The following is a 12,928-nucleotide window of genomic DNA, read 5'->3' on the forward strand; positions in this document are numbered from 1 at the left end:
GGGGTAGGTCGGATTAGCGCGCAAGCGCGTAATCCGACAAGGTTCCGGGGTCAGACCCGGCGGGTCTGACCCCAGTTTTATGTTGCAGGCTTAATCCTTCAGCCTGGACAACCAATCGGCGGCGGCCGCCAGCGCCTGCTCCAGCTCCTGCGCCGTCTGCGCCAGCAGCGACGGCACCTCGTCGAGGCGGCCCGCATCGATGGCTTCCTCGGTGGCGAACGCGGCGCGGATCAGGCGTTTCGTGCCCAGGGTGCCGACGGAACCGCGCACGCCGTGCAGGATGCGCGCCACATCGCTGTGGCGGCCCGCCTGCAACGCCGTTTCGGCGTCGCGCACAGGCGTCATGCCCTTGTTCAGCGCGTCTTCCACCATACGCCGCAGCACGCCGCGCCCCTTCGCGTCGCGCCCCATCACGCGCATCAGCGGCGCCATGGAAAACACTTCCTCGTCGGTGACGGGCGCCGGCTCGGCCGTCTGCACTGGCGGGCGCTTGGGCAGGTGGCGCAGGATGACTTCCATCATCTCTTCCACTACCACGGGCTTGGCGATGAAATCGCTGATGCCGGCCGTCATGCAGCGCTCGCGCTCGGACGCCAGCACGCCGGCCGTCATGGCTATCACAGGCAGGTTCAGGCGCAGCTCCGAGCGGATGATGTGGGTGGCGCTGAAACCGTCCATGACGGGCATCTGCATGTCCATCAGCACGATGTCGTAGCGCAGCGCTTCCGTGCGCAGCCGTTCCACGGCTTGTAAGCCGTCGCCCACCACGTCCAGGGTGGCGCCCATGTGTTCGAGGATGCCGCGCGCCACGGCCTGGTTCAAATGGTTGTCTTCCACCAGCAGGAAATGCACGCCGGCCAGTTCCGTGCCCAGCGGCTGGTGCAGCATGCGCTGCTCGCCGCCGTCGTTCTTCGCGATCAGCGCCTGGTGCAGGGCATCGAACAGGCTCGAGCCCGTGATCGGCTTCATCAGCACGACGTCGGCCTCGGCCGCGCTGGAGATTTCCTCCAGGTGGTTGCGGGCGAAGGCGTTGACCATCACGACGATGGGCTGGCGCTGGCCGCTGGCCGCCTGGCGGATGGCCTTGGCCGTGGCCAGGCCGTCCATGACGGGCATGTGCCAGTCGGCCAGCACCACGTCGTACGGCTGCTGCTGCGCCAGGCGTTCGCGGTACAGTTCGATGGCGGCAAAGCCGGAATCCACTTCGTCGGCCAGCCAGCCCCACGCCTCGATCAGCTTGACGATCAGTTCGCGCGTGGTGCGGTTGTCGTCGGCCACCAGCAGGCGCAGCTGGCCCAGGGCGGGCGTGCGCCGCGTTTCGGCCGGCTGCGCCAGCATGTCGAACGGCACGCTGAACCAGAAGCGGCTGCCCTTGCCTTCGCTGCTGGCGACGGCGATGTCGCCGCCCATCATGTGGATCAGCTGTTTGCTGATGGCCAGGCCCAGGCCCGTGCCGCCGAAGCGCCGCGTGATGCTCTGGTCGCCCTGCGAAAACGCGGCAAACAGCTGCTGTTGCTGCAGTTCCGTCATGCCGATGCCCGTGTCGCGCACTTCGAAGCGCAGCCAGGCGCGGCCGTTGTCCTTCTCGGCCAGGCTGACGGCCACCACCACTTCGCCGCTCTCGGTGAACTTGATGGCGTTGCCGGCCAGGTTGACGAGGATTTGCTGCAGGCGCTGGGCGTCGCCCACGAGGCGGCGCGGCACGTCGGGCTCGACGGCAATGGCCAGTTCCAGCTCCTTTTCGCCCGCATTCATGGTCATCGTCGTGGCCAGCGTGTTCATGACCTCGTCGAGGTCGAATTCGACGGGCGACAATTCCATGCGGCGCGCCTCGATCTTCGAATAGTCGAGCACGTCGTTGAGGATGCCCAGCAGCGACTGGCCCGCCACGCGCACCATGGTCAGATACTTGCGCTGTTCCGTGTCGAGCTTGGTATTTCCCAGCAGATACACCATGCCCAGCACGGCATTGAGGGGCGTGCGGATTTCATGGCTCATGTTGGCCACGAAGTCGCTCTTCGCGCGGTTGGCCGCCTCGGCCCGGTCGCGTTCCTGCTCCAGCTCCGCCGCGCGCGATTCGAGTTCCTGCTGCAGCCGGTCGCGTTCGCTCATCAGGCCGTTGAACGCTTCCGTCAGTTCGCCGATCTCGTCGCGCTGCTGCACCGGCACGGGGGTGAAACGGCTGCCGCTGGTGCGCAGCGCCTGCAGGGTGTCGCGCAGGCGCACCAGGGGCGAGAGCAGGCGCACGGTGACCCAGCCCAGAACGGCTGCGGCCAGCAGCGAGGCGAGGATGCTCCACAGCACCAGCCGGTACAGCACGCCGTCGAACGGTTCGAAGGCGTCGTCGAGGGGCAGCGAGGCGGCCAGCAGCCAGTTCACCGATTTCAGGCGCTTGAAACTGTTGACGGCCGTGATGCCGCGGCTGTTGGTGCTGACCATGGTGCCTTCGCCATCGTCCTTCAGCAGCTGGGTGGTCGTCAGGTTGGCGTTCGGCAGGCGCGGCTGCAGCAAACGGCTGGTGTCGGGGTGCAGCACATAGCGCGGCACGGCGCCGCGCGTGAGGATGAAGTAATAGCCGCTCTTGCCGATCTTTTCCGAACGCAGGCGGCCCAGCAGGTTGTCCTTGTACAGGCGCAGCACGCCGATCAACACGCCGGCCACCCGGCCATCGGCGGCGAGTATGGGCGCGACCATCTGCACGATGGGCATGCCGCTCGATTTGCCCAGCATCGGCTCGGTGATCATGGGCTGGCGCGTGCGCAGCACGGTCTGGAAGTACTCGCGCTCGGCGACGTTGATGCCGGCGCGCCCCGCCACTTCCGGCATGTCGGCCACGACGGCGCCGTACGCGTCGAGCACCAGCACGTCGTCGAACAGCACCAGCATCGAGCGGCGCGAATAGTAGTCGCGCAATTGGGCGGGCTGGCCGATCAGTTCCGGCGGCTGCTGCCGTGCCGTCAGGGTGACGATCTGCAGCAGCATGCCCAGCTTGTCGTCGAGTTCGGCGGCGGTGCGGGTGATCAGCGACGATTGCTGGCTCAGCAGGACCCGGGTGAAATCGTCGCGCATGTGCTGCACCTGGATCATGGTGACCAGCGCGATCATGGCGATCGAGGTCAGGCTGGTAGCCAGCGCGACTTTTGCTTTGATGCCGAGAGGCTTCATGATTTCCTTTTCAGTACCGTGCGGCACAGGCGGCAGATAATGCTGTCAGGAATTTTCCTATCAATACCCCAGCTTGGCAAGCGCCGCCACGCAAATTGCCCTCTCCGCATGGGCTTTTGACGATGTTGCCATATAATTAAAGGCTGGACGTCGTTTATTCGCCGAAATTACGGTGAAATTGGCACACGGCAACCCGGTATGCAGTAAACTTGTTGTTGCATTTTCTTAAAGGTACCGACATGACTGAAGCGCTACTCACTCCAACCTTGCCCACAGTGAACGTGGAAGCGTTGCGAGCGCGATGCTCGACGTGCAGCATGCATCAATTGTGCCTGCCGATGGGCCTTGATGTGGGCGACATGGACAGGCTGGACCAGATCATCGGCCGCCGCCGCAAGATCGTGCGCGGCGCCTCGCTGTTCCGCATCGGCGACTCGTTCCAGAACCTGTACGCGATCCGCCTGGGGCACTTCAAGACGTACCAGATCAATCCGGGCGGCGAAGAGCAGGTGACGGGTTTCCAGATGGCCGGCGAACTGCTGGGCATGGACGCCATCAGCGCCGACCGCCACCACTGTAATGCGGTGGCGCTGGAAGACAGCGAAGTGTGTGAAATCCCGTTTTCCAGCCTGGAACAATTGCTGGGCAATATGCCGACCCTGCTCCGCCATTTCCACCGCATGATGAGCCAGGAAATCACGCGCGAGCAAAGCGTGATGCTGTTGCTGGGCAATATGCAGGCGACGCAGCGCTTTGCCGCCTTCATCGTCAACCTGGCGTCGCGCTATGAGGCGCGCGGCTATTCTGGCAGCAATTTCCAGCTGCGCATGTCGCGCGAGGAAATCGGCAACTACCTGGGCCTGACCATCGAGAGCGTCAGCCGCCTGCTGTCCAAGTTCAAGAAGGAAGGCTGGCTGCGCGTCTCCAACCGCGAGATCGAGATCCTGCAGCCGGCCAAGTTAAAAGCCATTACGGCCGGCACCGACGTCTGTAAATAAGGCTTACAGTTCCTCATCCGCGTGCAGCGCGATGCTGCGTTGCAACGGCCAGGTCCAGATGCCGGACAGGCGCCACTCGCGTTTGTCGTTTTCCACCAGCACCTGCCAGCGGCTGCGCTCGAGCATCGGCAGCGCCACCGAGAAATTGCCGGCCGCATCGGGCTGCACCAGCAGCTTGATATCCTTTTCCGGCAGGGTCGCATGCGCCAGGTGCAGCTGCAGCGGCCCCTGGTACGCCTTGCCGAAGCTGTGCACGGAACCGCTGAGGCGCGCTGCAGCGACGTCATACGCCAGGGTCGTATCCATCGCCAGGTTGCTGGCGACCGTATCGCGCCGCAAATCCTGGTTGATCGCCTTGCCCTGCTTGTAATAATCGCCCACCACCAGCGCGTCGGGCTGCGTAAACGCGATATAGCCCATGAAGCTGCCGACGACCACGGACAGGCCGGGACCGATCATCAGCAGCCATGGCCAGCGATGCTTGTACCACGGGGCAACGGGAGCTTGCAGTTTCAGACTGTCGGACATGGTATTTCTCCTGTGTTTCTGTGTGTACGGCCAGCCCCCATGCGGGGACCGGCCTTCCTGCATTAGCGCGGCACGATGAAGACCGCGCTTTCGCGCACATGCAGCGACGGATCGTCCAGCGAGTGCAATTCGATCGCTATCTTGTTCGACCCCTTCTCGCCGACGCCGTGCGGCACGCGCAGGCGGATCGGCCAGCCCAGCGTTTCCGTCGGCTGCAAGGTCACTTCTTCGCGCGTCAGCAAGGTCAGGCCCGGCAAGCCGGATGCGCTGATTTTGAAATGCTGGCTTTGCTCCGAGGTGTTCATGATCTGCAAACGATAGACGTTTTCGATCATGCCGTCTTCCACTTCGCGTCCCATCGAACCGCGGTCGCGGATCACGTCCATTTTCAGCGGCGTGCGCAGGGCCAGCGAAGTACACACGGCGATGATGATCAGGGCCAGGATGGACGTGTAGATCAGCACGCGCGGGCGCATGGCGCGCTGGCGGATCTGCTTCGAATTGAAGTTGTTTTCCATCGCATGGTCGGTGCTGTAGCGTATCAGGCCACGCGGCCGCTCGACCTTGTCCATCACGGTATTGCAGGCGTCGACGCAGGCGGCGCAGCCGATGCATTCATACTGCAGGCCGTTGCGGATATCGATGCCGGTCGGACACACCTGCACGCACAGGGTGCAATCGATGCAGTCGCCCAGCTTGTCGTTGTTGCCGGCCTTCTTGCTCATCGCGCCGCGTGGTTCGCCGCGCTTGGCATCGTAGGTGATGATCAGGGTGTCCTGGTCGAACATGGCGCTCTGGAAGCGCGCGTAGGGGCACATGTATTTGCACACCTGCTCGCGCAGCCAGCCCGCGTTGCCGTAGGTTGCCAGGCTGTAGAACAAGACCCAGAACCATTCCCAGGGACCGAAATTGAGGGTGGTCACCTCGCGCGCCAGTTCCTTGATCGGCGTGAAGTAGCCGACAAAGGTAAAGCCCGTCCACAGGGCGATGGCGCCCCAGACCAGGTGCTTGGCCGTCTTCTTGAATGCCTTGCGCACGGAGGGGCCCTGCTTGTCGAGGGCCATGCGCGCGCTGCGCGTGCCCTCGATGCGGCGTTCGACCCACAGGAAGATTTCCGTGTACACCGTTTGCGGGCAAGAGAACCCGCACCACACCCGCCCGGCAATGGCCGTGACGAGGAACAGCAGATATGCACAGATGATCAGCAGGGCCGCCAGATAGATGAAATCCTGGGGCCACAGCACGACGCCGAAAATGTAGAACTTGCGCGTGGTCAAATCGAACAGCAGGGCTTGCCTGCCATTCCAGGTCAACCACGGCAAGCCGTAGAACGCGAGCTGGGTAAGCCATACGCATACCCATCGCCAGGTAGCGTAGCGTCCTTTGGCCTCGCGAGGGTAGATTTGCTCGCGGGCCGCATACATCTTGATGACTTGAGGTTCCATTACATCATTTCACGGGCGTCTGGGGATTCGACAGGCTCCAGACATACGCCGACAGCACGTGTACCTTGGATTCGCCGAGGAAGTCGCTGAAGGCCGGCATGGTGTTGTTGCGCCCCTTGCGCACGGTTTCCATGATGGTATCGGCGCTGCCGCCGTACAGCCAGATCTTGTCCGTCAGGTTGGGCGCACCGAGCATCTGGTTGCCCTTCGCATCGGCGCCGTGACAGGCCATGCAGGCGCCGAACTTGGCCTTGCCCAGCACGGACTTGACGGGGTCCGAGGTGGAACCGGACAGGCTCAGCACATAATGGGCCACGTTCTCGACATCCTTTTCGGAACCCAGCGCGGCGCCCATCGGCGGCATCTGCCCATTGCGGCCGTGCATGATGGTGGTCTTGATGATGTCGGGATCGCCGCCATACAGCCAGTCCTTGTCGGTCAGGTTGGGGAAGCCCTTGTTGCCGCGCGCATCCGAACCGTGGCATTGCGCGCAGTAGGTCAGGAACAAACGCTGGCCGATCGCTTGCGCCTGCGGATCGGCGGCCACCGTCTTCAAGTCCTGGCTCAGGTACTTGTTGAACAGGGGACCGTAGTCGGCTTCCGCCTTCTTCAGCTCTTCTTCGTACTGGCCCGTCGATTTCCAGCCCAGGCTGCCGGCATAGGTGCCCAGGCCCGGGTACAGGAACAGGTAGGCCAGCGCGAAGACGATGGTGATGTAGAACAGCCACATCCACCAGCGCGGCATCGGCGTATTGAGTTCCTTCAAGTCCTCGTCCCAGACGTGGCCCGTGGTGCCGTCGGCGGGGGCGCCGGCGGCCACTTTCACTTTCGACTGCGAGTACAGCAGCACGCCGCAGCCGATGATGCCCAGCAGGGACAGCACGACGATGTAGATATTCCAGAAGCCGTTGGTAAAGTCAGCCATGGTTGCGCTCCTTCGCCAGGTTCGTCTCGGCCTCGGCCGGATAGTCGAGCGCGTCGTCGGCGAACGGCAGGCGCGCCGCCGCGTCGAAGTCGCCATTGCTGCGGCTGAACGTCCACCACAGGATGCCCACGAACGTCGTAAAGGAAACCACCGTCATGACGCTGCTGGCGCTGTCAAACAGGTTTTCGATTGCCATGCTAATTCCTTGTTTTGATTAATGTACCGAGGCCTTGCAGATAGGCGACCAGGGCGTCTTCTTCCGTCTTGTCCTGCAGCTGCGCGGGGCCGGCGGCGATCTCTTCATCGCTGTACGGCTGGCCCAGGCGTTTCAGGGCGCGCATCTTCGGCATGATGTCGTCGGGTACCAGCTTGGTCTTCGCCAGCCATGGGTAGGCCGGCATGTTCGACTCGGGCACCACGTCGCGCGGGTTGTTCAAGTGCGTGCGGTGCCATTCGTCGCTGTAGCGGGCGCCCACGCGGGCCAGGTCGGGACCCGTGCGCTTGGAACCCCACTGGAACGGACGGTCGTAGACGAACTCGCCGGCGACCGAATAGTGGCCATAGCGTTCCGTTTCCGCGCGCAGCGGACGCACCATCTGCGAGTGGCAGTTGTAGCAGCCTTCGCGCACGTAGATGTCGCGGCCCGCCAGGCGCAGCGGCGAATACGGTTTCAGGCCGGCGACGGGCTCCGTCGTGCTCTTCTGGAAGAACAGGGGGACGATCTCGACGGCGCCGCCGATACTGATCACCACCGTGACCAGGGCGATCAGCAGCCAGGGGTTTTTCTCAATCCATGCATGTGAAAATTTCATTTGCTTTTGCTCCTATCAGGCGTGCGCCGCGTTCAGTTCCGGAATGCGGGCGACGGGGAGTTTGCTGCCGCGCAGAGTCATCCAGGTGTTGTAGCCCATGATGCACATACCCGACAGGTACAGCAGGCCACCGGCCACGCGCACCACGTAGTACGGATACGTTGCTTTCACGCTTTCGACAAAGGTGTAGGTCAGGGTGCCGTCCGGATTGACCGCGCGCCACATCAGGCCCTGCATCACGCCGGCGATCCACATGGCGGCGATGTACAGCACGATGCCGATGGTGGCCACCCAGAAGTGCACGTCGACCAGGCGCGTGCTGTGCATCTGCGTGCGGCCCGCCAGGCGCGGCAGCAGATAGTAGATCGAACCCATGGTGATGAAGCCCACCCAGCCCAGAGCGCCCGCATGCACGTGGGCCACGGTCCAGTCGGTGTAGTGCGACAGCGAGTTGATGGTCTTGATCGACATCATCGGACCTTCGAAGGTGGCGATGCCGTAGAACGACAGCGAGACGATCATGAATTTCAGGATCGGGTCGGTGCGCAGCTTGTGCCAGGCGCCCGACAGGGTCATGATGCCGTTGATCATGCCGCCCCAGCTTGGCGCCAGCAGGACCAGCGAGAAGACCATGCCGATCGATTGCGTCCAGTCAGGCAAGGCCGTGTAGTGCAGGTGGTGCGGGCCCGCCCACATGTAGGTGAAGATCAGCGCCCAGAAGTGGACGATCGACAGACGGTACGAGTACACGGGGCGCTCGGCCTGTTTCGGGATGAAGTAGTAGACCATGCCCAGGTAGCCGGCGGTCAGGATGAAGCCCACCGCATTATGGCCGTACCACCACTGGATCATGGCGTCCTGCACGCCCGCGTAGGCGGAATACGACTTGGTGAACGAGGCCGGCATGACGGCGCCATTGACCACGTGCAAAATCGTCACAGCCAGGATGTAGGCGCCGAAGAACCAGTTGGCCACGTAGATATGCTTGACCTTGCGCTTGATCAGGGTGCCGAAGAAGACGATGGCGTAGGCGATCCAGACGATGGCGATGAGGATGGCGATAGGCCATTCCAGTTCCGCGTATTCCTTGCCGCGGGTCAGGCCCATGGGCAGGCTGACGACGGCGCACAGGATCACGGCTTGCCAGCCCCAGAACGTGAAGGCGGCCAGCTTGTCGGAAAACAGGCGCACCTGGCAGGTGCGTTGCACGACGTAGTACGAAGTGGCGAACAGGCCGCAGATGCCGAAGGCGAAAATCACCGCATTCGTGTGCAGCGGACGCAGACGTCCGTATGTCAGCCAAGGTATGTCGAGGTTCAGGGCAGGCCAGGCCAGCTGAGCGGCGATGATAACGCCAACCAGCATGCCGATGATGCCCCATACCACAGTAGCGACCGCGAATTGCTTCACGATCTTGTAGTTATAGTTCAGCGATTGATCCACAAAGACTCTCCCTGGAATTACTATTTATGATGGTGGCCAGAGAGTAAGTGTTTGACCGCGAAAAAACTTTGATGTGGATCAAAATTCCCCGGATGAAATAAGCGTAGCGAACTGGCATCGAAATAAAGTGATATTTCGGTCAAAAAAGCCGTACAAGATCCCTGCAAAAAGGGGGGGGGGGGGAGCAGACGCGCCGGCCATGGCGTGCGGGACGCCGGCCGGGCTGGTGAGGTCAGGGATGCGGTTCGCCGGGCGCCGGCTTGACCGTCGTATCGTCATCCTGCAGCACGCGCAGGCCCGGTCCGACGAGGTCGTCGAACTGGCCGCTGTCCGAGGCCGTGAAATATACCCACAGGGCGATGAAGACGACCACGACGCTCAAGGGGATGAGGAGATACAGTGCTTCCATGTTCAGGCTTTCCGCAGGCGCAGGGCGTTGGCGATGACGACGGCCGAGCTGGCAGCCATGCCGACGCCGGACAGCCAGGGGTTGAGGTAACCCAGCGCGGCGGCCGGGATGGCCGTCAGATTGTACAGCGTGGCCCAGCCCAGGTTTTCGCGGATGATGCGCATGCTGCGCGCGGCCGTTTTGGCCGTGTCGAGCACGGACATCAATTGGCTCGACAGCAGCACCGTGTCCGCATGGGCCTGCGCCAGTGCCGCGCCGGAACCCATGGCGAAGGACACGTCGGCACCGCTCAGCACGGCGGCGTCGTTGATGCCGTCGCCCACCATCGCCACCACGGCGCCCGTCGCCTGCAGCTGCTGCACGAAATCGAGCTTTTCATCGGGCAGGCATTCGCCGCACGCCGTGTTGATGCCCAGTTCCGTCGCCACGCTTTGCGTCAGCGCTTCCTGGTCGCCACTGAGCAGCACGACTTGCTTGCCGCGCCGCTGGAAATACGCGACCACGTCGCGCGCTTCCGGGCGCAGCGCGTCGCTGAGCAGGAAACGCGTCAGCCAGCGGCCCTGCGTGCCCAGGTACAGCGGCGTCATGCCCTGCATGCCGACGGCCGTGTCGCCCAGCGGCGGGCCCGCGATGGCGGCGACAAAGGCCGCATTGCCCAGGCGGTAGCGCACGCCGTCGACGACGCCTTCGAGGCCCTGGCCCTGCACTTCCTGTAATTGTTCCGCATGCGTGCGCGGCGTTTCTCCCGCTGCTGCCAGGATCGCCTGCGCCAGCGGATGGGCGCTGCCCGCTTCCAGCACGGCGGCCACTTGCAGGCAGTCGTCTTCCGTCATGCTGTCCAGGCCCTCGATCTGTTTCAGCACGGGCCGGCCCAGAGTCAACGTCCCCGTCTTGTCGAAGACGATGTGGGTGGCGCGGTGCAGGGTTTCCAGCACGTGTGGCTGGACGATCAGCACGCCGCGCCGCAGCAGGCTGTCGGTGGCGGCCGCCAGCGCCGTCGGCGTGGCGAGGGACAGCGCGCAGGGGCAGGACACGACCAGTACGGCAATCGCCACGGGCCACGCCTGCGACGGGTCGTGCCAGCTCCAGAAGGCGAACACGGCGACGGCAAACAGCAGCAGGCCCAGCACGAACCAGGCGGCGACCTTGTCGGCCCACTGCGCGATCTGCGGCTTGCCGCTGCCGGCCCGCTCGATCAGTTTCAACAGGTCGGACAAGGTGCTGTCGCGCGCCGGTTTCAGCACGCGCAAGATCAGCGCGGCGCTGGCGTTGATGGCGCCGCCCGGCACCTGCTCGCCCGTTTTTCTGCGCTGCGCCGCGCTCTCGCCCGTCAGCAGCGATAAATCGAGCGCGCTCGTGCCCTCGATGATGACGCTGTCGGCGGCGATCGCCTCGCCCGGTTTCACCAGGATGATGTCGCCGACGGCCAGGCTGCCGGCCGGCACCAGGGTGGTGGCGCGGTTGTCGGGGAAGCCCGCCATCAAGGACGCGGAGGCGGGCAAGGCGTGCTGCAAGCGCTCGAGGGCCGAGGCGGCCTTGCGGCGCGCCTGCAGCTCGAAATAACGGCTGCATAGCAAGAGGAAGATGAACATCGTGGCCGAGTCGTAATACACCTCGCCGCGGCCCGTAAAGGTTGCCACCACGCTGCCGAAGAAGGCTGCCAGGATGCCCAGCGCCACGGGCACGTCCATGCCCAGGGTGCGCGCGCGTAGGCTGGCCCAGGCGCCCTGGAAAAACGGCATGGCTGAATAGCAGATGGCGGGCAGGGTCAAGAGCAGGCTGGCCCAGCGCATCAGGCTGGCCATGTCGTCGTCCAGGGTGCCATCTTCGGCGGCCAGGTAGGCGGGCGCCACGTACATCATCACCTGCATCATCGACAGGCCGGCGACGAACAGCTGGCGGCCCAGCGTCTTGCTGGCTTTTTGCAGGCGTTCGCCATGGCGCACGGCGTCATACGGATAGGCCGTGTAGCCGACTTGCCGCACGGCTTGCAGGATGTCGCCCGGCTCGCACTGCGCGCGGCTCCAGCGCACGTACAGGCGCTCCGTGGCGACGTTCAGGCTGGCCGCCTGCACGCCGGGCAGGCGCGTCAGCTGGCGCTCGATCAGCCAGACGCAGGCGGCGCAGCGGATGCCCTCGACGGAGAGCGTTGCTTCGCAGCTGCTGGCGTCGCGCGCGAATTGCGCGTCGTCATTGCTGTACAGGCGCAGCTCGGGCGGCATCAGGGTGGCGTCAAACGCGTTGACGGCATATTCGTCCCGGTCCCGGTAGTAGGCGCTCTGACCGATGTCGACGATGGTTTGCGCCACGGCTTCGCAGCCGGGGCAGCACATGGCACGCGGCACGTCGTCGATCGTGACGTTCCAGTTCGAGCCGCTAGGCACGGGCAAGCCGCAATGGAAGCAGGCGGACGGTTTTAAGACAGCATTCATACAATTCTTTTCATGGATGGCCCGTGACGCACAGGGCGTCGAGCCAGCCCAGTGACACGCCGTTGGCGGCGCGCAGCAGGCCCAGCAAACCAAAGCCCAGCACCAGCAAGCCGCTGGCGATGCGTACGGAGCGGCGCTGCATCTGCGTGCGCAAGCGCGTGCCCAGCAAACCCATGCCCAGCAGGGTGGGCAGGGTGCCCAGGCCGAAGGCGGCCATGGCGGCCGCGCCGCGCAATGCCGAACCTTGCAGCATGGCCGTCAGCAGCGCGCTGTAGACCATGCCGCACGGCACCCAGCCCCACAGGCCGCCCACGGCCAACGCCTTGAACGGCGTATCCATCGGTATCAGCGGTTTCAGCAGGGGGCGCACGCGGCGCCAGACGACATTGCCCGCCGCTTCGACTCTAGCCAGGCCGCGCCAGGCGTCCATCAGGTACAGGCCCAAAGCCACCAGCATCAGGTTGGCCAGCCAGTAGCCGGCCACTTGCAGGGACGCCATGTGCAGCATGCCCGCGCCTGCCAGGCTGCCGGCCATGGCGCCGGCCAGCATGTAGCTGCCTATGCGCCCGCCGTTGTAGGCCAGCACGCGCAGCACGTTCGTCTGCAGCGCGGGGCGCGCCACGGCGATGGCGATCACGGGACGCGCTGGTGCCGGCGCTCCGCCGCTGATCGACAGGGCGCCGACGATGCCGCCGCACATGCCGATGCAGTGCACGCTGCCGGCCAGGCCGACCATGAACATGGGCACGAGGCTGAGGGCGTTCATCGGGT

General features: G+C 64.3%; 11 protein-coding genes. 1 reads left to right on the forward strand and 10 read right to left on the reverse strand.

Features of this window, described 5'->3' with window-relative positions; all coding sequences use genetic code 11:
* Positions 1-90: 90 nt before the first annotated feature.
* Entirely contained in the window at positions 91-3,165 is a 3,075-nt protein-coding gene (locus ACQ4WQ_RS15720; protein WP_436498251.1) for a response regulator, read from the reverse strand.
* Between the two features lie 239 nt (positions 3,166-3,404).
* On the opposite strand from ACQ4WQ_RS15720, the gene fnr reads away from it, so the two are divergent.
* On the forward strand, positions 3,405-4,163 hold the full coding sequence (fnr, locus tag ACQ4WQ_RS15725; RefSeq protein WP_034782711.1) for a fumarate/nitrate reduction transcriptional regulator Fnr: 759 nt from the start codon (positions 3,405-3,407) through the stop codon (positions 4,161-4,163).
* 3 nt (positions 4,164-4,166) lie between these two features.
* Here the strand turns inward: fnr and ACQ4WQ_RS15730 are convergent, their stop codons facing one another.
* The 9 genes from ACQ4WQ_RS15730 to ACQ4WQ_RS15770 form a co-directional block, all read right to left on the reverse strand.
* Complete coding sequence (locus ACQ4WQ_RS15730) at positions 4,167-4,691, reverse strand: FixH family protein (RefSeq protein WP_436498253.1); 525 nt, start codon at positions 4,689-4,691, stop codon at positions 4,167-4,169.
* Between the two features lie 62 nt (positions 4,692-4,753).
* Positions 4,754-6,136, reverse strand: coding sequence for a cytochrome c oxidase accessory protein CcoG (gene ccoG / locus ACQ4WQ_RS15735; protein ID WP_326459181.1), 1,383 nt, complete (start codon positions 6,134-6,136; stop codon positions 4,754-4,756).
* A 4-nt stretch (positions 6,137-6,140) separates the two neighbouring features.
* Positions 6,141-7,061 carry a cytochrome-c oxidase, cbb3-type subunit III gene (gene ccoP / locus ACQ4WQ_RS15740; RefSeq protein WP_046681778.1) on the reverse strand — a complete coding sequence of 307 codons (921 nt, stop codon included), beginning with the start codon at positions 7,059-7,061 and terminating at the stop codon, positions 6,141-6,143.
* Entirely contained in the window at positions 7,054-7,257 is a 204-nt protein-coding gene (locus ACQ4WQ_RS15745) for a cbb3-type cytochrome oxidase subunit 3 (RefSeq protein ID WP_046681777.1), read from the reverse strand. Before ACQ4WQ_RS15745 ends, ccoP begins: the two co-directional genes overlap by 8 nt.
* Position 7,258: 1 nt before the next feature.
* On the reverse strand, positions 7,259-7,873 hold the full coding sequence (gene ccoO / locus ACQ4WQ_RS15750; RefSeq protein WP_070223252.1) for a cytochrome-c oxidase, cbb3-type subunit II: 615 nt from the start codon (positions 7,871-7,873) through the stop codon (positions 7,259-7,261).
* 15 nt (positions 7,874-7,888) lie between these two features.
* Positions 7,889-9,316, reverse strand: a complete 1,428-nt coding sequence (ccoN, locus tag ACQ4WQ_RS15755; protein WP_326459182.1) for a cytochrome-c oxidase, cbb3-type subunit I — start codon at positions 9,314-9,316, stop codon at positions 7,889-7,891.
* Between the two features lie 232 nt (positions 9,317-9,548).
* A complete protein-coding gene (gene ccoS / locus ACQ4WQ_RS15760) occupies positions 9,549-9,725 on the reverse strand; it encodes a cbb3-type cytochrome oxidase assembly protein CcoS (RefSeq protein ID WP_046681774.1) in 177 nt (58 codons plus the stop codon).
* Positions 9,726-9,727: 2 nt separating this feature from the next.
* Entirely contained in the window at positions 9,728-12,157 is a 2,430-nt protein-coding gene (locus ACQ4WQ_RS15765) for a heavy metal translocating P-type ATPase (RefSeq protein ID WP_436498257.1), read from the reverse strand.
* Between the two features lie 10 nt (positions 12,158-12,167).
* Positions 12,168-12,923, reverse strand: a complete 756-nt coding sequence (locus ACQ4WQ_RS15770) for a sulfite exporter TauE/SafE family protein (RefSeq protein WP_326459185.1) — start codon at positions 12,921-12,923, stop codon at positions 12,168-12,170.
* Positions 12,924-12,928 lie beyond the last annotated feature (5 nt).

The sequence above is a fragment of the Janthinobacterium goodfellowi genome (genome assembly GCF_051380695.1).
In the GTDB taxonomy this organism is placed as follows: Bacteria; Pseudomonadota; Gammaproteobacteria; order Burkholderiales; family Burkholderiaceae_D; genus Janthinobacterium.